This window comes from Neobacillus sp. Fa239, from assembly GCF_055395235.1.
Window position 1 is genome coordinate 138,835 of record NZ_AP041611.1, and the last position, 18,728, is coordinate 157,562.

Here is an 18,728-nt window from a genome sequence, read left to right on the forward strand (position 1 = left end):
CGCTCCTCGAACGAAGGAAAAGAGCTGGGCTTTTCCTTCGTTCGGGGCATCGCTTCCATAGCTGGAAGCCGGACACCTAATTAAATGAACTTCTTAAAAATATGGGAAGCACATTTGGAGTGCCTCTCATATTTTTTAAATAGTTTTGCCGTCCATCACCTAATGCGAGGAGGTTCGCTCATGTCAGAATCAAAAATGACTAATTTACTTGAAATGCTCAATATTACAAAAAGATTCCCAGGGGTAGTTGCCCTAAATAATGTTTCCCTAAAAGTGAAGCCGGGTTCGGTACATGCCTTAATGGGGGAAAACGGGGCCGGAAAGTCTACGTTAATGAAATGCCTATTTGGCATCTACTCCATGGACGAGGGCAAAATTATTTTTAATGGACAAAAGGTTTCGTTTGTCAATTCCAAACAGGCTCTTGAAAACGGTGTTTCCATGGTGCACCAAGAGTTAAACCAAGTGCGTCAGCAAAATGTAATGGATAACCTATGGCTCGGCCGCTATCCGAAAAAAGGTATTTTCATAGATGAAAAGAAAATGTACGAGGATACGAAAGCCATTTTTGAGAGTCTTGATATTCAAATTGACCCGCGAAGCAAGGTTAGCACCTTATCCGTTTCGGAAATGCAAATGGTGGAAATCGCAAAGGCGGTCTCCTACCATTCGAAAATTATTGTCATGGATGAACCGACCTCCTCTTTAACCGAGAATGAAGTGAATCATCTATTTAAAATCATTCGAAAGCTGCAAAGCGAGAATGTGGCCATCATTTATATCTCTCACAAAATGGAGGAAATTCTGAAGATTTCCGATGAAGTTACAATCATGCGCGATGGTCAGTATATCGCAACGAAAAGCTCCAGGGAATTGACGACAGATGAAATCATCAAGCTGATGGTTGGCCGGGACTTATCACAACGGTTTCCAACTAAAATCAATCAGCCGGGGGATGTCATCTTAAAGGTATCTGATTTTACGGCCGAAACGCAGCCTTCTTTTTCAAATGTGAACTTTGAATTAAGAAAAGGTGAAATCTTGGGAATAGCCGGTCTGGTTGGGTCGAAGCGGACAGAAGTGGTCGAAGCCATATTTGGAATCCGGGCGTTAAAATCCGGAACGATTGAATTGAATGGCAAAATGGTAAAGAACCATTCTCCACAACACGCAATTAAAAATGGGTTTGCGCTTGTGACGGAGGAAAGGCGGACAACGGGAATTTATCCGGAGTTGAGCATTAGTTTTAACTCGATCATTTCAAACTTGTCACAGTATAAAACAAAAAGCGGCTTCCTGTCTGACAGGAAGGTTTACGATGATACAAAATGGGTCATTGACTCCATGAAGGTAAAAACACCTACCCAAAAAACGTCCATTGGCAGTTTATCAGGCGGGAATCAGCAGAAGGTGATTATTGGACGCTGGCTGTTAACAAAACCGGAGGTATTATTGCTGGATGAACCAACTCGCGGAATTGACGTCGGGGCCAAATTCGAGATTTACCAGTTAATCAACCAATTAGCAGCAGACGGCAAAGGAATCATTATGATTTCGTCCGAAATGCCGGAGCTTTTAGGGGTTACCGACCGGATTCTAGTGATTAGTAATGGAAAAGCCGCTGGAATCGTCGAAACAGCGAAAACATCTCAGGAAGAAATTATGCGATTGGCAGCATTGTATTAGGAGGAGATGGGAAAATGAATAATCAGGCAGCAAAAAAATCCAATATATCAAAATGGTTGTTAGATAATGTTATTTATGTGTTTTTAGTCCTGCTCGTTATTGGGATTATCATCGCATCACCTGACTTTTTATCCGTAACAAACTTAATTAATATTTTGAGTCAATCGTCTTCGAGGATCATCATCGCTCTTGGAATGGCTGGAATCTTGATTACAGCGGGTACGGACCTATCCGCTGGACGGATGGTGGGACTTGCCGCTGTTGTCTCAGCCTCCTTATTGCAGGCATCCGATTATGCGTACAAAATGTATCCGCATTTACATCAATTGCCGCTGTTTGTCCCAATCTTACTGGCTATGGCGGTGACGGGCCTTATCGGCGGTGTGAACGGCGTGATTGTTTCCAAGCTTCATGTCCCGCCTTTTATTGCCACATTAGGGATGATGATTATCGTTTATGGACTTAACTCCATTTACTTTGACCGCCCGCCATATGGAGCGCAGCCAATCGGAGGATTAAGCCAAAGTTTTACGACGTTTGCACAACGGGGTATACCGATCGGTCAATATGAAATCCCGTATCTTGTGATTTATGCGATTATTGCAACAGTTGTTATTTGGGTCATCTGGAATAAAACACAGCTTGGTAAAAACATGTATGCGATTGGGGGCAACCCTGAAGCGGCAAAGGTTTCCGGCGTGAATGTGGCAAGAAACCTGATCATTATTTATATCATTGCCGGAGTTTTGTATGGTTTTTCCGGTACGCTTGAAGCAGGGCGGGTGGGAAGTGCCACCAATAATACAGGGAACATGTACGAGCTCGATGCCATCGCAGCCTGCGTAGTCGGCGGCGTATCCTTATCAGGCGGTATCGGAACCGTCCCAGGCGTCATCACCGGCGTTCTCATTTTCCAAATCATCAACTACGGTCTTGCCTTCTTAGGCGTAAGTCCATACATCCAATACATCGTCAAAGGCGCCATCATCGTCGTCGCCGTCGCCTTCGACATGCGAAAACACGCCAAAAAGAAATAATGGTGATAACCATCGGTAAATTAAAATCGGTGACAGGCACCGTTCGTGGACATTTTACCCCTTTTTGTCCATGTGTGGTGGACATTTTGCGAAAGGTGACAGGGACCATGTGAATTTTTCACATGGTCCCTGTCACCTATTTTTTATTTTCTTAATTTGTTCGATATGGCGGCTTTCGTGTAAATACAATAGCTCTACCCATTGGTCCAATGATAAATCGCCAAAGAGCGGATGTTTTACGGATTTTTCAGTTAAGATTGATTTGTCTTCAATACTATTAAAAACTTCTAAAAATATGTTTCTAGACTCGTTTAACATCTCTTGAAGCTGGGATAGTTCAAACGGGTCCACACTTGGAACAACCATGGCCGGTGCTTGGAACTTTTGGGTATTGTCTGTCACATCGTAAATCGGTTTTCGTTCAACTTTTTCTCCATCCACCTGTTTTAGGCCATAACGAATCGCCTTTGTGAACGATTTCTCCGCTAAAGATAAATGATGACAAATTTCAGCAACACTCCACGTGGTGCTATCGGGCTTAAAATTTAATTCTTCAAAACTTAGTGAATTAATTTCTTTCAAAAGGCGGTTCCTTGTTTCAACAAGATATTCATTAATAGATTGATCCATAAGATTCCCCCTTCAAAAATCAAGTTTCCATTAATGTTTATATTCGATGCAGGAAAAAATATTCCCTTCCAGAGGCGGGTGCTTCTGTCATCTCAGTTTTCTGAAAAATTGAAAAATAGATTGACGTATACAGGAGTCTATAATACTATCTAATTAACGTCTATTTTGCGACAAGTAAGATTTCCCACAACCGAAAAAGGGAAGGTCCTCATTTAAGTGAACCTTCCTTACTGGTAAACGGGCATATTGAGTTCGTAAACGGCTCGCGGTCTCCCTTGCTGATAGGTCATTTCTTCACCGACCATCTTCACATAACCGTGGTCTACAAGCTTTTTAAGAATTCGCTCAGTGGAACGCCTTGTTACCTGTAAATAGGCTGCTAGGTCAGCGGCGGTAAAGTGGATGGACGGGCTTGTTCTTCCAAATTCAATAATTTTGGATAAATTGGCTGGACTCAGCTTTGTTTTTTGGGCAATTTGCAAAAATTCAGGTTGGTCATTTTTTAAACGGTGCTGCTTCCTTTGTTCATGTGGAAATGGACCGTGCAACTCCTTTTCCTCTGTTAAAAGGTAACTGCATCTCCCGTCCATGTCTTTTTCAGCAAAACCAAGTGCGACCTTGGCATTTCCTTCTGCTTCAGGAATAGTTGCACCGTAGCCAAAGCCCATAACAGCAGGATCCGACCACTTGTCCAAAAAGTCCTGCAAGCCATTTTGTTCTATTAATGCTTCGATATTGCCTTTCGTGCAGTAAAGAACAAATAAGGTTTCATTCAACTGTTTTACTGATGCATGAATAACACGGGCAAATTCATTTAAGTTTTCTTGTGAAATGGGAGCGGAAAGATAGGTGACAGCAACTTGAGCAGCCTGACTTTTACATAGTTCCGCCTGCGCCTTTGCGTCCTGAAGGCCCCTTATGAGCGAAATCTCGGGGTCGATGATTCTCATTGTCGGTACATCGTGTGAAAGTAATTGGTCATAGACCGCATGGATGCTCGTTAACGCCAGGTCGACCGTACCATTAGCCCAAAGTGTATGATGAAACTGGACAATTTGTTCCAAATTAAGCTGGTTGTTCTCTACTATGTCACGGTATTCCAGGACTTGCAGAGGGTGGGCCCCGTTTCCAATCTCTGCCCAAACATTTGTAACGACAGATGAGTCGATTAAATCGATGGAAATCCTCTCTGGGGCAATATTTTTATGATATAAAATCGAAAGCAAGGAAGAGGCTACCGCCATCTCATCCGTTGCCAAATACATGGAAGGGATGGGCAGCTGTTCACGGTGTTTTTTTGAAAAATAATACGGCAAGGCGCCTGTGAAAAAGACAACATCGCAGGGATTTATGTTTCTGACAATCTCGGCCGCTTCCTTAGGTTCCTGATAGCAATAGGTTTCTAACTCGATATCAGCTATTTGCGGAGCAATCTCAGTCATTCTGGTTAAAATTTCTTTTGGACCAATCGCAGCAATTTTAATACTCAACTTCAAGCACCTCCTGCACTCTAATAACGTCTATTTAACGACAAATATATCAATCCCAAAAATATTTGTAAATGGAAAGGAAGGAAAGACGATGAAAATTACCGCTATCCATCTTTATGCGATCCACTTGCCACTAAAAGACCCGTTTATTATTAGTTACAGTACGTTCGAAAATATGCCATCGATTATCATCAAAATGGAAACAGATGAGGAAATTGTCGGATATGGGGAAGCTGTACCTGACGAACATGTTACGGGAGAAACATGGGAAAGTACTTTTAACATGCTCAAACACACTTTCGGGCCCGCACTTTTGGGTAAGAACCCAATGGAAATTGAAAAAATCCATGTGCTGTTGAATACGTTGGTTTACACTGCACCTGCGGCGAAGGCGGCCATTGATATTGCCTGTTTTGATATTATGGGGAAAAAGCTTGGGGTGCCTGTGTACCAGTTAATTGGCGGGCGCTATCATGATGAATTCCCGATTACCCATGTGTTAAGCATTGGGGAGCCTGAGAAAATGGCAGAAGAAGCGGCAATGATGGTGGAGCAGGGCTACCAATCCTTTAAAATGAAAGTCGGTACGAATGTCAGTGATGATGTAAAACGAATTAAAGCGGTTCGTGCTGAGGTAGGAGAGAAGGTGGACATCCGGGTTGATGTCAACCAGGGATGGAAAAACAGCGCCACTTCCCTTGCTGCTATAAAGCAATTGGCGGAATGCGGGATTGATTGGGTAGAACAGCCTGTTCTTGCCGATGATATTGACGGAATGGTGGAAGTAAAGGCGAAGACAACCATCCCAATGATGATCGATGAGGGCTTAAAAGGAACACGTGAAATGCGGGAAATTATCCAGAAACGAGCCGCGGATAAAGTGAACATTAAATTAATGAAATGCGGCGGTATTTATCCGGCGGTGAAACTGGCACATCAAGCCGAATTAGCCGGGATCGAATGTCAGATTGGCTCCATGGTGGAATCATCGGTCGGGTCTGCAGCCGGTTTTCATGTCGCCTTTTCCAAAAAAATCATTACCAGCGTTGAACTGACAGGACCATTGAAATTTTCCAAGGATATTGGTGATTTGTCCTATGACGTCCCATTTATCCGCCTAACCTACAAGCCGGGATTAGGAGTAGAAATCAACGAAGAAATCCTTAAAGAACTAACCATCTTTGACCATTGCATTCAATAATTTAAATGCAATGTCCACCCCACGTGGACAAAACGGGTGAAAATGTCCACGAACGGTGCCTGTCACTTCTTTTTAAGGATTGAGCGGATTTCTGTTAATAATACCTTTTTTTCGTCAGGATGGATTCCTTCGATTAAGCGGGAGGCCATGATGGGGAGGGTCCATTTTTGGATTTCTTCTATTGATATAGACTTATTGTTTTCGTATTCGGTTAGATAGTAGGTACAAAGTTTATTCCGTACACGCTCGATCAAGAATCGTGTAACGGCGGGAATGTTTTTTGGCAAATAGGCATATTTCAAAATGATATAGGTTCTTGCAATATCTCCCAACGGATTTCCGCTTGTAGCCGTCATCCAATCAATTACTTTGACTTTAGAATTTGAAATAATGATATTATCTGGATGGAAGTCGCCATGACAAACTTGATTTCCATCCGGCAAGGAAGTTAAAAACGAACAAATTGACTGCTTTTCTTGAGAACTCAATAAATCAGTCAAGTGAATATTTCTTAAAAGATAATCCTTTTGTTTAGGAAGGTTTGTTCCTTCCATTTGATGGATTTGATGATGGAGCCGGGCGAAAAGTCTTGCTCTTTTTTTTAATAAAATTGGATTCTTGGAAATTAGTTTTGTTAAGCTAAAGCCGTCAATTTTTTCGTAGATCAGTCCTTTCTTTCCATCTATTTCTGCCTGGCCTTTTACTATCGGGCATGGCAGCTGCAAATTCTGAATTTGAACATTGGAATGATATTCTTGGTCTATTAGCTTACCTGGAATCCGCTCATCAAATAGTTTAATTACCTCGTATTCTCCCCATTGGTAGACTTCTGCAGTATTTCCTTTTCCTATTAATCTTCCAACCGACATGTTAAATCACCTCCATTTATTTTTAACTATGTTTAATTTTACCAAAATATCAAACTATGAGTAATCAGTTTTCAATCTTTGTTTGGAAAATAAATCTAAAATATTTGTTAAATAATGAACAGGGTGCCTGTCACCATTGTGAAATTTTCACATTGGTGACAGGCCCTTTTTATTGGAGAATTTAGTATTTCTACCATTATTGATCTTCGAGACCAATATGAACAAAAAGAGACTAATAGATTAATCTGTTATAAATTAACTTTTACATACATTATAAAATGTTATATCTTTAATCCGTCGGATAGAAGAATGGGTGTTTTTTAAATTGAATGAAAATTCCCCTTTTTCGGATATTGACAGCAAACGTTATAACATGTAATATAATATTATAATACATTGAATTATCAGAAATGCCAAAATACATATTCAGGAGGTTATGATTAAGAGATTAATTATTTATGTAAACGCTTTACCTATTATGGGAGAAAATAAGATTACTAGGAGGTTTGTTAATGAAACGTTGGTTGGCTGTTTTTGCTAGTATTGTATTGGTAATGTCATTTATCGCAGGATGTTCTTCTAGTTCTTCTAGTTCAGATTCGTCAAATGGAAAGACTACATTAACTTTCTTTTACCGTTGGCCAGATGATCCATATCATGCTTATTTCCAAAGCGTAGAGAAAGAATTTGAAAAAGAAAATCCTAATGTTCAAATTAAGGAAATCACGGCAATAAACGATGACTACAAACAAAAGGCAAATGTTCTTCTAGGCAGTCAAAATCCACCAGACTTATTCTTTACTTGGGTGGGAGAATATGGTCAAAAGTTCATCCGTGACGGCGTGGCGTTAGACCTTTCCTCATATTTTCAGAAAGACAAGGCATGGTCCAGCCAGCTAATTCCTTCACAAGTATCACAGTTTGAAAGCAACGGAAAGGTATACGGCGTTCCGCTACATACCGATACTAAGCTATTTTTCTATAACAAAGATCTTTTTGATAAATTAGGCTTAAAAGTACCAACAACATGGGCTGAATTCATCAATGATTTAAAAGTACTGAAGCAGAATGGAACAACTCCTCTACTGCTTGGCAACAAAGACCCTTGGGCTGCAGGACACTATATTACAGCATTAAACCAAAGAATGGTACCAGCATCTGTTATCCAGCAGGATTTTAGCTATAAGGGTGCTAAATTCACCGATCCTGGTTATGTTCAAGCACTAGAAAAATTACAAGAATTAAAACCTTATATGAATACTAATCCAAACGCGTTAACACATGAAGCATCAAGAAACGAATTTGTTGCAGGAAAAGGCGGAGTAATCTTCCTTGAGTCAATGGAAATTTCTCTTCTGAAAGATGCGAAATTCCATTGGGGTACTTTCAAAATGCCTGCGATTGATGGTGGAAAAGGAGATCAAACAGGATTAATTGGCGCTCCTGAAGGATTTATGGTATCGAAGAAATCCGCTCATCCAGATCTTGCTGTGAAATTCTTAGAATTCTTAACCAATAAGGTAAATGGAGAAAAGTTAATCAAGGAAACAGGTCTGGCAAGTACAGTTCAAGGCGCAGTAAATAGCCAGACAGCAAGTCAACAGGAAGTTGACGCAATGAACTTAATCACTGGAGCAAAAAATATGATGGTGTGGACTGATAGTGCCATTGATACCCAAATTTTCAATCCATATGGCAGTGGTGCACAAGCATTGCTTGGCGGCCAAACGACTCCTCAAGATGTAATGAAGAGTGTTCAACAAGCTGCACAACAAGTAAACCAATAATTCCGATTAACCGCATTTTATCTGTCGGTTTCTAGGAGCAACCCCTTGCTCCTAGAAGACCGGCATGTTTTTTAGGAAAAAAATAGGAGGGGTATAGATGCGCCGAGCACGACTAGTCCCAGTTTTTTATATAGCACCAGCCATTCTAATGCTAGCATTATTTGTATACTATCCTTTAGTTCAAAACATCATAAATGGCTTTTATGAATGGAATCCTTTTAATCCTGATGCTAAAACATTCGTTTCCTTTCAAAATTATACACACCTTTTTAAAGATCCTATTTTTGGCACCGTCCTTAAGAACAACTTGTTATATGCAGTAATTTCGGTGATTTTTCAAGTTGGGCTTGGGTTGGTTATCGCCGCCATCCTGGAAGATAAGATTTTCCGAAGATTTTCTACCCTACTTCGAACAACTTATTTTACTCCCGTTCTGATTTCCATGACAGTCATTGGAATTCTCTTTAATTTTATCTATGATCCAGATAACGGTATGCTTAATGGATTTTTAAAATTAATCGGTCTTGGCCATTTTGCAGAAGGTTGGCTGGGTAACCCAAAAACGGCCATTTTTGCAGTTATTGCCGTTTCCCAGTGGCAAAGTATCGGTTATACGGTCATGTTGTATGTCTTGGCTGTTCAAAAAATACCAAGTGAATTATATGAAGCAGCTACCATAGATGGAGCTGGTAAAATCCGAACCTTTTTCAGTGTCACTGTTCCTCAAGTAAAAGAGATGACTTTCGTTTTGTTAATTTATACAATAACAGGTTCATTCCTAGTATTTAGTGAAGTGTATGTGCTGACCAGTGGCGGGCCAAGTAATTCATCACAGGTGTTCAGTACCTACTTATATCAAAAGGCGTTTATTGATAACCAGCCTGGGGTTGCTTCTGCAATAGCAAACGTTATTCTAGGCATTACATTAATCATTTACTTTGTTCAGGGCAAGATTCTTAAAACAGGGGAGGAGTAACCATGAATCCTATAGAATCACAGCAAAGTTCCCAAATGGCAGGTCAGCATGATAAAAAAATCAGGGTTTCAAATTTAAAATATGATGCGGTTAGGAAAAGAAATAAGACTGGTTCTTATATGATCATTGGATTGATTTCAGTCTTTCTATTTTCTTATTTTGTGGCGATTGTGTATCCATTATTTTGGATGATCATGAGTTCCTTTAAAAGCACCAATGAAATTTTTAATAATAGTTGGGGGCTTCCGAAGCACTGGCTCTTTTCAAATTACACAGAAGCATGGAGCCAAGGGGTTTCAAGTTACTTTATGAATAGTGTCATTATTACGGTTGGTACATGTGTTTTAACGCTTCTTATCAGCGCAGCATGCGCATTTGGATTGGCCCGTTTTAACATGAAAGGCGGAAAGTTCCTCCTGCTATTTGTATCGGCTGGCCTGATGTTTTCGCCTCAAAGCAGCTTGATTCCTTTGTATAATCTAATTCAAAAAATGGGTATTTTTGATACCTATTGGGCATTGATTTTAACGATTACTGCCTATCGGATTCCTTTAACAGTTTTGTTAATACGTTCCTTCTTCTTGTCCATTCCAAAAGAACTGGAGGAATCAGCGTACCTTGATGGAGCAACTACGTTGGATGTGCTTTTTAGAATCTTCTTGCCAATGAGTAAACCAATCATGTTTACGGGTGCGATTTTAACTGCTTATTATTCTTGGAATGAATTTTTGTTCTCCATTATCTTTATTCAAAGCCAAAATTTAAAGCCAATTACTTCTGGCTTGCTGGTCTTTAAGGGTGCTTTAAGTTCAAACTGGGGTGTATTAATGGCAGGTTTGGTTATTTCCGCAGTTCCATTAATCATCGTCTTCTTGTTCATGCAGAAATACTTTGTTCGTGGTCTGGCAGAGGGAAGTGTCAAAGGGTGATTTTATATTAGAGGGCTTGTCGGGATCATAGCTCTCTTTATTTTTAAAATATATTGACTGAATTATAGAAATAAACTATTATTTATATAACGTATTATAATGTATTAAAAAATAGGAGTGAGAGAATATGTTGAACTTTGATTCTGAAAAATATCTGAAAGTAACAAATGGTGCAGTTGGGTTAAGAGACGAAATTGAAAAAGTTGTTGAAGAGATTACGGAAAAAGGATATACAAATATTTTTCTCATTGGATCTGGCGGCGCGGTAGCTACTTTTTATCCATTTGAACATATGTTGAATTCTCTTTCAACTGTTCCAGTGTATGCAGAAATCGCTGCAGAATTCGTATTATCTAATAACCGTCAATTTAGTGAAAAGTCACTAGTTATTCTTTCTTCTCTATCAGGTACAACTGAAGAGACTGTGGCAGCTGCAAAGTATTGTAAAGAAAGAGGAGCAACAACAATTGGTATAACTGGTGAATATAATAAACCATTGGCCAACATTGTTGACTACGCATTAGTCAATTATGCTGAAAATGACTTTGCTGGGGACTCTAACCAATTAATTCTATTTTTATTGACCTTTAACTTGGTACATAAAAATGGCGAATTCCCTGCGTATCCTGAATTTGCAGACCAAGTACAATCACTTCCTGAAAAATTATTAAAGGTAAAAGAGCTTGGTGAAGCAAAAGCTGAAAACTTCGCTCTATCTTATAAAGATGAGCCATATCACATGGTAGTTGGATCAGGGAATACATGGGGCCGTGCTTACTCTTATGCCATGTGCGTCCTTGAAGAAATGCAATGGATCAAAACAAAATCCATTCACGCTGCAGAGTTTTTCCATGGTACATTAGAATTAGTTGAAGAAGATACAAGTGTAATTTTACTAAAAGGTGAGGATGATACACGTCCGCTGATGGAACGAGTAGAGCGCTTTGCCGAAAAGTATACAAAGAAATTAACGGTCATCGATACACAGGATTATGAATTGGAAGGAATCAATGAAGAATTCAGAAAGTATTTATCACCATTAGTTGTAAATACTCTTCTTCAACGAATCAGTGTCCACTTAGAGGATAAGCGTAATCACTCTTTAGAGATTAGAAGATATTACCGTACTGTTGCCTATTAAAAAATAAGAGAGGGGCTGTTCCATAGGGTCAGACCCTTTTCTACAGTTTCATAAATGACGGCTATTGGGAGGATTCAAACATGAAGTTAATCGGTGTTGGCGATAATGTAGTGGATTATTATGAGGACCGCGAAGAAATGTTCCCGGGTGGGAATGCCTTAAATGTGGCGGTGCTTTGGAAGCGATATGGCGTGGAAGAGGTAGCATATGTCGGCATTCTTGGAAATGACGATGAAGGCGATCACATCTTCGACTCTTTACAAAAGGAAAACATTGATGTTTCTAAAATAAGGAGGGCGAATGGACCTACCGGTGAAGCGGTTGTTACCTTAGATGAGCAGGGCGATCGTAAATTTGTGGGCTCGAATAAAGGGGGCATTCAAACGATGCTTAAGTTAAATTTCCCCGTACAGGAATTAGAGGAACTAAATGAATATTCACTTTTACACACAAGTGTATATAGTAATATTGAAAATGAGTTGCCATTATTGAAAAAGTATGTTGATATTTCGTTTGATTTTTCTACAAAGTATGATGAGGACTATTTAGAACTAGTATGCCCTCATGTGAGATTTGGCACTTTCTCAGGCGGTGACTTATCTTTAGCGGAATGTCAGGAATTGATCAAAAAGGTTCAGAAAGCAGGGACACCAAATGTCATCGTTACGAGAGGATCAGAAGGATCTATATTCTCAGATTCCCACACACTATATGAGCATTCCATTATTGAGACAGAAGTAGTGGATACATTAGGTGCCGGTGATACTTTCGTGGCTGTTTTCTTAAAGGAATACTTGTTAAACGGAAATGCCCAGGAAGCAATGGCCAAGGGGTCAGCAGCTGCTGCGGAAACCTGTCAGCGCTATGGTGCCTTTGGCTACGGGAAGAAAAGAGCAAAAAGGATCTTGATTGGAAAATAAGTGCGATATAAAGTGCCAGGCACTTTTTCCACTTAATCAAAATTTAAGGCAGAGTCAAAATTTGACTCTGCCTTTCTGCTATTCATTAAAGGTAAATTTATAACCTTCTCCAATGATAAATTGTTTGCCCATATGAACGGGATCGTCGTTTTCATCAAACGTAATACATTCCAGGTAGAAAAGCGGTTCACCGCTGGAAACCCTAAGTAATTCCGTTTCATCCCCTGAAGCCCTGACAATTTCTAATGAAGTTCTGCCAGCACGACTTGGTTTTACATGTATCGTTTCCTCAATCGTTTTATACAATGAGCCATTTAATTCCTTATCAAATAAAAAATTATATTTTTTATATGAAAAATAATTATTCTCAACCATGATTGGCGAATCGCCGGCAAACCTTACCCTTTGTAAATATAACAGCGCATCATCATCGGAAAGTTGAAGCGCTTTCCTTTCTAGCGGTGTTGGCTGAACGATTTCTCTTTTCGTCACTTGACTGCTTGCAGTTAAGCCATTCGCTTTACAGGCCTCAGAAAAACTTAGAAAGTGAACAATCTTTCTTTCAATTTTCCTTTTGCTTACAAAGGTTCCTTTTCCCTGTTTTTTAACCAGATATCCTTCTTCAACAAGCTCTAAAATGGCATTTCTTACTGTTATTCTACTAATATTGTAGCTTTCACTTAGTTCCAATTCGGTTGGAATTTTCTCCCCATATTTTAAGGAGCCATTTAAAATAGAGCTGCGAATAGATTCCTTTAGTTGTATATACAATGGTGTTTTATCATCTTGCTTTAACATGATTTGTTTTTCACCTTCTTTACCCCTCTGATAATTATATTATATTCATAATGAATGTTAATTCATAGCTTCAAATAGTTATTTTCCATTATCAAACAAAAATGTTATGACTATTCAATTATATTTGAAAGCGCCTTAAAAGTTCTTTCTATTGCCAAATCCGGGTCCTGTACGTACTGGTATGATGTATATTCTAAAGATAGGGCTCCCTTATATCCGGCTTGGTTTAACTGATTGATATATGTTTCCAAAGGTAAAATACCATCGCCCCAGACTAAGTGGCTATCAGGTTTACCATCAATAAAGTGAATATGAACGATATCCTCTTTTAGTGCATTAAAATAATCCGTAAAATCTTCATCTGCTAATGCCATTGGAATCGTATCGATCATCCCTTTAAGAGAAGGGCTGTTCACTTCATTTACCATTAATTTTAATGATTGACTATTAGAAATTAAATTAGATTCCACCCGCGTTAAAGGTTCTAGTGCCAAAACCAGGTCTAATCTAGCTGCAACCTCGGACAATTTTTCTAATGAGTCACGAGATCTTTTCCAAGCTTCATTCCGATCTTCATTTTCATAACCCCATCCTGGTGTCACAAGAAGAAGGGGAGCATCTAACTCTTTTGCAGTCTCTGCTGATTTTATAAAATATTGTAGACTTTTTTCTCGAATTGATTCCTCTTTTGCCGCAATATTAATTGGATAAACACATTGCTCAGGTGTAAAACATACAACAGATAGATTTCTCCTATCAATTTCTTTCTTTACATTTCGAATTTCCTGGATCGTCATATCATCGACATATAAATGAGGAGATGCTCCCCAAATCTCGATATTTTGAAATTCATAACGAACCATTGCATCAAGAAAATATTCGAAAGGATAGTGCTTATAGTGGAAATTCATCCCTGTTATTTGGTTTCTTGCTATTTTGGACACTCCCAAATCTCCTTTCATAGAGTAATTTAAATATTCGTAATTTAATAGATATTCCATTAAATATAACATTATATTATGTTATAAGTCAATGGTGAACAAATTGCCTATTAAAGCATTTATAGAGGGAAAAATTTAAATAAACATAATGTTTTAAAAAGATTGACAATTAGGTGAGTGTCATTTATTATAATGTTATATAATGTATTAATATATTATAACTAATCCTTAGGAGGAGAAATTAATGGTAAACTCTCAATCAGTTGTTAACAAACAGGTTCAAAACGTATTGGATTCTTTAAAAGATCGTACGATCGACCACGTATTTTTTGTAGCATGCGGCGGATCTTCTGCCATCATGTATCCAAATAAATACATATTGGATCGGGAAGCCAAGCAACTTTCCTCTGACGTGTATAGCTCAAATGAGTTCATCCATCGCAACCCTAGAAAACTTGGTGAAAATTCTCTTGTAGTATTATGCTCTATGTCTGGAACTACTCCTGAAACCGTTAAAGCAGCAGAATTTGCAAGACAAAAAGGTGCATTGACTGTAGGTTATACGAATAATGAAGAGTCACCATTAGCACAAGAAAGTGAATTTGTTGTGAAATACGATTGGGGTCAAGATTCAATTGCCATTAATACAAATCTAGGATTGTTGTACCAATTAACTTTTGGAGTTCTGAATGTAGTAGAAGGCAATGACAAATTTGATAAAGTGTTAAATAGTTTAACTAATTTACAACCTGTGTTCGAAAAAGCAGCTACTCAATATGAAAACAGCGCAATCCAATTCGGTCAAGATTACAAAGATGAGAAAGTCATTTATACAATGGCTAGCGGAGCTAACTATGGAATTGCTTATTCCTACGCCATCTGTATCTTAATGGAAATGCAATGGATCCACTCAAATGCTGTTCATTCCGGCGAATACTTCCACGGACCATTTGAAATTATTGATAAAGAAGTTCCATTCATTATCTTGCTTGGCCTGGATGAAACTCGTCCACTAGATGAAAGAGCATTAGATTTCTCTAAAAAATACGGTGAAAAACTAGTCGTACTAGACGCAAAAGACCTTGACCTAGCAGGCATCGACGAAGAACTAAAAGGATACATCGCACCGCTAGTACTCAACCATGTCCTACGCAAATACGCAGAAAGACTAGCAGACGCCCGTAACCACCCACTATCTCAAAGAAGATACATGTGGAAAGTAGAATATTAATATTGGTGTCATGGTGACAGGCACCGTTCGTGGACAAATGGCATACTTTGTCCGTGTGGGGTGGACGGTCAGTTCAGCAGCATGAAATAAAGTTGAAAAGCCTGGCTCAAGTGTGAGTCAGGCTTTTTTAGTTGGTTTTCACTACTTTTGATTTATACGAACTATCATACAAACCATGGGAAAAATTTTATGTTTTGTCTAATGACAAGTCTATGAAGAGGTGTATAATTATATTAACTGAATATTTACATAAATTAAATATCGAAGAGTCACCCACATCATGACCAGTCACCAGGAAAAGATCACTTACAGAACTACCTTTTCTAGTATCTTTTTCTTTTCTACCAAAATAAAGGAGTGATTAATCATGCAACGACAAAAGTTATTGATTAATGGGGAAAGACTTCATCAAGAGTTAGAAAGGTTTGCGAATTTTGGCCGCACAGAAAATAATGGGGTTACCCGCTTGTCTTTGTCAGAAGAAGATCGTTTGGTTAGAGATTATTTCTGTTCGTGCTGTGAAGAATTAGGTTTGACCGTCAAAGTAGATGATATGGGTTGTATGTATGCCACGCTTGCAGGCACGGAAAATAAACCGCCGATTGTCCTTGGGTCGCATTTAGATACGGTCAAAAAAGGCGGCCGCTTTGATGGAGTACTCGGGGTGGTAGCTGGTTTAGAAGTGGTTAGAACATTAGTAGAAAACGGCGTTAAACCAAAAGTGCCAGTCACGGTTGTGAACTGGACAAATGAAGAAGGGGCAAGATTTGAACCTTCCATGATGGCATCTGGTGTGATTGCCGGAAAGTTTGATAAAGACGTCATGCTGCAAAAGAAGGATGCACAGGGAATTACTTTTGGAGAAGCGTTGAAATCCATTGGGTATGAAGGTGATGCCGAGAATCGCCTAAAAGAAGCAACAGCCCTTTTAGAATTGCATATTGAACAAGGTCCTATCTTAGAAAAGGAAGCGCTTACAATCGGGGTAGTTGAATGTGTGGTTGGGATGGCCTGCTTCGACATTGAAGTAACGGGTGAATCCGACCATGCCGGAACCACGCCGATGAGCATGAGAAAAGATGCCTTGTTTGCCACCAATAACTTAATCAATGAAATCCGCAGCCGCTTAGGATCATTAGATGAAGAATTAGTCTTCACAATTGGCCGGGTAAACGTGTACCCAAGCATCCATACTGTCATTCCAAATAAGGTCGTATTCTCGTTGGAAGCACGCCACAAAGATACAGAGATTGTCAGCACCTTCAAGGACTTCGTTCAAAGCCTGCCGCATTTAGGATTAAATGAAGGCTGTGAAGTAAAAGTAACAAAGCTTTGGGAACGCGACACAGTTTGGTTTGATGAAGACGTAGTGAACCATTTTGAGCAATCAGCAGAGGCGCTGGGCTATTCTAATAAGCGAATGGTAAGCGGTGCCGGGCATGATGCGCAGTTCATTGCAAGTCTTGTGCCAACTGCGATGCTGTTTGTTCCAAGTATTAACGGCAAAAGCCATTGCGAAGAAGAGCTCACCACTTGGGAGGACTGCGAAAAAGGTGTCAATGTCCTCTTAGATACCGTTTTAACATTGCTGTCAAAATAATATAGAAGAAAAAGAGGCTGTCTGCAAACATAAGGGTCAGACCCCACATCGTCAATATATAGCTGAATTTATCCAAAAAGCGGCTATTTATTGAGTGTTGGACGTGGGGGTCATTCCCTTTTGAGACAGCCTCTTTTTATACATTCTTAAGAACCCTTCTTCTCCGCCGATAAGTATAATAAATAAGGACACCGAGAATGGCTAGTAAGATTAAAAGGAAACTATATTTCGAAAAGTATGTACCAAAAGCAGTCCAATTTTCCCCCAGGGTCCGCCCAATTGTAATGAACGTAAGGCACCAGGTGAAGGCTCCCAGATAGGCAAATAAAGCGAATTTTTTATATTTGTAGCAGTTAATACCGGAAAGATAGGCTGTAAGATGCCGGACTCCTGGAATGAAAAAGCCAATAAACAAGAGAAAGGGGCCTAGCTTATTGAATAAGCGTTTAGTCCGGTTCACTCTTTCTTCCGAAATATGAAGTTTGGGGCCGAATTTATTCAAAAAGGGCTGTCCCAATTTTATCCCCAATAGATAACTTAATGAAATTCCCCCGCATGCGCCAATAGCCGCACATAGAAGAGATGGCATGTAAGCCATTTTCCCAAGAAAAATATTATATCCTACAAAGGTAAGAAGGACTTCGTCCGGAATCGGCAGTCCAATAATGCCGCCAATCAATGCCACAATAATACCAAAATACCCGAAATGTTCGATAAGATAATTCAATTGATGCATTTGTTAGCTACACTTCCTAAATATTTTTTTCCCCTTAGCATCATTTCCTAAATGGAGGAAATTTATGTAAGGAAAGGACGTATCTATCTATAGATAGAGATACAAGAAAATAAATCAATCCGGAGTTGGTCGATTCAAAAAATGAGAAAAGGTAAAATTAAATCCAACGGAATGATCATAACATGGTTTGCAAATAGTTTATTAGGAGGCTAATTTATGCAGTCTTATTCAATTATTATTATTGTCGCTCTAATCCTGTTCAGCATCTTTAGACGTGTCCGCCGCAATATTGGGTGGCAAGAGCTGAACTCAGGGAGGATGATGTTTCGCGTTGTTATTTTCCTGGTGATTGGTGTTTTATTTTTGATTGGGGGAGCCGTTCATCCAATAAGCTTGATTTCAGATGTGGTGGGCGTGCTGCTTGGAGTTATTCTTGCTTTTTATAGTGCAGGATTGACCCGGTTTGAGCAGCGTGAAAAAAGCTTGTATTATCGCCCCAATACTTGGATTGGCAGCATTGTAATCGCTATTTTCTTGATTCGCTTTATTTATCGCTTTGCGACAATCTTCGTGCAGGGGAATTTAACCGGCGGAGGGAAGGCGGGAATGCAAAATTTCAGCTATACGATTGGTAATTCCTGGACCGCTGGATTTATGCTGATTATGTTCGCTTATTATGTCTTTTACTATATTATTTTAATACGCAAGCAGAAACAATTGGCGCATTCAGGAGAAACATTGAACAGCTAAAGTCAG

17 protein-coding genes are annotated in these 18,728 nt (G+C 39.4%); 11 read left to right on the forward strand and 6 right to left on the reverse strand.

Features of this window, described 5'->3' with window-relative positions:
• Positions 1-180: 180 nt before the first annotated feature.
• Together mglA and mglC are read left to right on the forward strand one after the other, a co-directional pair.
• A complete protein-coding gene (gene mglA, locus ACZ5XR_RS00605) occupies positions 181-1,686 on the forward strand; it encodes a galactose/methyl galactoside ABC transporter ATP-binding protein MglA (protein WP_464499813.1) in 1,506 nt (501 codons plus the stop codon).
• Between the two features lie 14 nt (positions 1,687-1,700).
• Positions 1,701-2,723, forward strand: a complete 1,023-nt coding sequence (gene mglC / locus ACZ5XR_RS00610) for a galactose/methyl galactoside ABC transporter permease MglC (protein WP_464499814.1) — start codon at positions 1,701-1,703, stop codon at positions 2,721-2,723.
• Positions 2,724-2,855: 132 nt separating this feature from the next.
• Here mglC and ACZ5XR_RS00615 read toward each other — a convergent pair whose 3' ends face one another.
• On the reverse strand, positions 2,856-3,353 hold the full coding sequence (locus ACZ5XR_RS00615) for a DinB family protein (RefSeq protein WP_464499815.1): 498 nt from the start codon (positions 3,351-3,353) through the stop codon (positions 2,856-2,858).
• Positions 3,354-3,580: 227 nt separating this feature from the next.
• A complete protein-coding gene (locus ACZ5XR_RS00620) occupies positions 3,581-4,843 on the reverse strand; it encodes a transcriptional regulator (RefSeq protein WP_464499816.1) in 1,263 nt (420 codons plus the stop codon).
• Between the two features lie 91 nt (positions 4,844-4,934).
• On the opposite strand from ACZ5XR_RS00620, the gene ACZ5XR_RS00625 reads away from it, so the two are divergent.
• Positions 4,935-6,044 carry a mandelate racemase/muconate lactonizing enzyme family protein gene (locus ACZ5XR_RS00625; RefSeq protein ID WP_464499817.1) on the forward strand — a complete coding sequence of 370 codons (1,110 nt, stop codon included), beginning with the start codon at positions 4,935-4,937 and terminating at the stop codon, positions 6,042-6,044.
• Between the two features lie 62 nt (positions 6,045-6,106).
• On the opposite strand, the gene ACZ5XR_RS00630 is transcribed toward ACZ5XR_RS00625, so the two are convergent.
• Positions 6,107-6,913, reverse strand: coding sequence for a phosphotransferase (locus ACZ5XR_RS00630; protein WP_464499818.1), 807 nt, complete (start codon positions 6,911-6,913; stop codon positions 6,107-6,109).
• Positions 6,914-7,425: 512 nt separating this feature from the next.
• Between ACZ5XR_RS00630 and ACZ5XR_RS00635 the strand changes: the two genes are divergently transcribed.
• The 5 genes from ACZ5XR_RS00635 (at position 7,426) to ACZ5XR_RS00655 (ending at position 12,666) form a co-directional block, all read left to right on the forward strand.
• Positions 7,426-8,700 carry an ABC transporter substrate-binding protein gene (locus tag ACZ5XR_RS00635; protein ID WP_464499819.1) on the forward strand — a complete coding sequence of 425 codons (1,275 nt, stop codon included), beginning with the start codon at positions 7,426-7,428 and terminating at the stop codon, positions 8,698-8,700.
• 97 nt (positions 8,701-8,797) lie between these two features.
• The gene (locus ACZ5XR_RS00640) at positions 8,798-9,676 is read left to right on the forward strand and encodes a carbohydrate ABC transporter permease (protein ID WP_464499820.1); all 879 of its coding nucleotides are present in this window, start codon (positions 8,798-8,800) and stop codon (positions 9,674-9,676) included.
• 119 nt (positions 9,677-9,795) lie between these two features.
• Positions 9,796-10,605, forward strand: coding sequence for a carbohydrate ABC transporter permease (locus ACZ5XR_RS00645; protein WP_464502188.1), 810 nt, complete (start codon positions 9,796-9,798; stop codon positions 10,603-10,605).
• 127 nt (positions 10,606-10,732) lie between these two features.
• Complete coding sequence (locus tag ACZ5XR_RS00650; RefSeq protein WP_464499821.1) at positions 10,733-11,746, forward strand: SIS domain-containing protein; 1,014 nt, start codon at positions 10,733-10,735, stop codon at positions 11,744-11,746.
• An 80-nt stretch (positions 11,747-11,826) separates the two neighbouring features.
• Complete coding sequence (locus ACZ5XR_RS00655) at positions 11,827-12,666, forward strand: PfkB family carbohydrate kinase (RefSeq protein ID WP_464499822.1); 840 nt, start codon at positions 11,827-11,829, stop codon at positions 12,664-12,666.
• 78 nt (positions 12,667-12,744) lie between these two features.
• Here ACZ5XR_RS00655 and ACZ5XR_RS00660 read toward each other — a convergent pair whose 3' ends face one another.
• On the reverse strand, positions 12,745-13,464 hold the full coding sequence (locus ACZ5XR_RS00660) for a GntR family transcriptional regulator (RefSeq protein WP_464499823.1): 720 nt from the start codon (positions 13,462-13,464) through the stop codon (positions 12,745-12,747).
• Positions 13,465-13,574: 110 nt separating this feature from the next.
• The gene (locus ACZ5XR_RS00665; protein WP_464499824.1) at positions 13,575-14,408 is read right to left on the reverse strand and encodes a sugar phosphate isomerase/epimerase family protein; all 834 of its coding nucleotides are present in this window, start codon (positions 14,406-14,408) and stop codon (positions 13,575-13,577) included.
• Between the two features lie 241 nt (positions 14,409-14,649).
• Between ACZ5XR_RS00665 and ACZ5XR_RS00670 the strand changes: the two genes are divergently transcribed.
• Positions 14,650-15,636 (forward strand): SIS domain-containing protein, encoded by a 987-nt coding sequence (locus ACZ5XR_RS00670; RefSeq protein WP_464499825.1) that lies wholly within the window; start codon positions 14,650-14,652, stop codon positions 15,634-15,636.
• Between the two features lie 367 nt (positions 15,637-16,003).
• Positions 16,004-17,236, forward strand: coding sequence for an allantoate amidohydrolase (locus ACZ5XR_RS00675; protein ID WP_464499826.1), 1,233 nt, complete (start codon positions 16,004-16,006; stop codon positions 17,234-17,236).
• A gap of 136 nt (positions 17,237-17,372) precedes the next feature.
• Here the strand turns inward: ACZ5XR_RS00675 and ACZ5XR_RS00680 are convergent, their stop codons facing one another.
• Complete coding sequence (locus tag ACZ5XR_RS00680; protein WP_464499827.1) at positions 17,373-17,972, reverse strand: DedA family protein; 600 nt, start codon at positions 17,970-17,972, stop codon at positions 17,373-17,375.
• A gap of 216 nt (positions 17,973-18,188) precedes the next feature.
• Here ACZ5XR_RS00680 and ACZ5XR_RS00685 point away from each other — a divergent pair, with 216 nt between their 5' ends.
• Positions 18,189-18,722, forward strand: coding sequence for a CcdC protein domain-containing protein (locus tag ACZ5XR_RS00685; protein WP_464499828.1), 534 nt, complete (start codon positions 18,189-18,191; stop codon positions 18,720-18,722).
• Positions 18,723-18,728: the final 6 nt, after the last annotated feature.

Excerpts from the sequence above, each read along its gene's own strand:
- ACZ5XR_RS00685 (WP_464499828.1), top strand. The coding sequence starts at position 18,189 with ATGCAGTCTTATTCAATTATTATTATTGTCGCTCTAATCCTGTTCAGC.
- ACZ5XR_RS00645 (WP_464502188.1), top strand. The coding sequence starts at position 9,796 with ATGATCATTGGATTGATTTCAGTCTTTCTATTTTCTTATTTTGTGGCG.
- ACZ5XR_RS00640 (WP_464499820.1), top strand. The coding sequence starts at position 8,798 with ATGCGCCGAGCACGACTAGTCCCAGTTTTTTATATAGCACCAGCCATT.
- ACZ5XR_RS00655 (WP_464499822.1), top strand. The coding sequence starts at position 11,827 with ATGAAGTTAATCGGTGTTGGCGATAATGTAGTGGATTATTATGAGGAC.
- ACZ5XR_RS00650 (WP_464499821.1), top strand. The coding sequence starts at position 10,733 with ATGTTGAACTTTGATTCTGAAAAATATCTGAAAGTAACAAATGGTGCA.
- ACZ5XR_RS00680 (WP_464499827.1), bottom strand. The coding sequence starts at position 17,972 with ATGCATCAATTGAATTATCTTATCGAACATTTCGGGTATTTTGGTATT.
- ACZ5XR_RS00615 (WP_464499815.1), bottom strand. The coding sequence starts at position 3,353 with ATGGATCAATCTATTAATGAATATCTTGTTGAAACAAGGAACCGCCTT.
- mglA (WP_464499813.1), top strand. The coding sequence starts at position 181 with ATGTCAGAATCAAAAATGACTAATTTACTTGAAATGCTCAATATTACA.
- ACZ5XR_RS00660 (WP_464499823.1), bottom strand. The coding sequence starts at position 13,464 with ATGTTAAAGCAAGATGATAAAACACCATTGTATATACAACTAAAGGAA.
- ACZ5XR_RS00670 (WP_464499825.1), top strand. The coding sequence starts at position 14,650 with ATGGTAAACTCTCAATCAGTTGTTAACAAACAGGTTCAAAACGTATTG.
- ACZ5XR_RS00630 (WP_464499818.1), bottom strand. The coding sequence starts at position 6,913 with ATGTCGGTTGGAAGATTAATAGGAAAAGGAAATACTGCAGAAGTCTAC.
- ACZ5XR_RS00675 (WP_464499826.1), top strand. The coding sequence starts at position 16,004 with ATGCAACGACAAAAGTTATTGATTAATGGGGAAAGACTTCATCAAGAG.
- mglC (WP_464499814.1), top strand. The coding sequence starts at position 1,701 with ATGAATAATCAGGCAGCAAAAAAATCCAATATATCAAAATGGTTGTTA.
- ACZ5XR_RS00625 (WP_464499817.1), top strand. The coding sequence starts at position 4,935 with ATGAAAATTACCGCTATCCATCTTTATGCGATCCACTTGCCACTAAAA.
- ACZ5XR_RS00635 (WP_464499819.1), top strand. The coding sequence starts at position 7,426 with ATGAAACGTTGGTTGGCTGTTTTTGCTAGTATTGTATTGGTAATGTCA.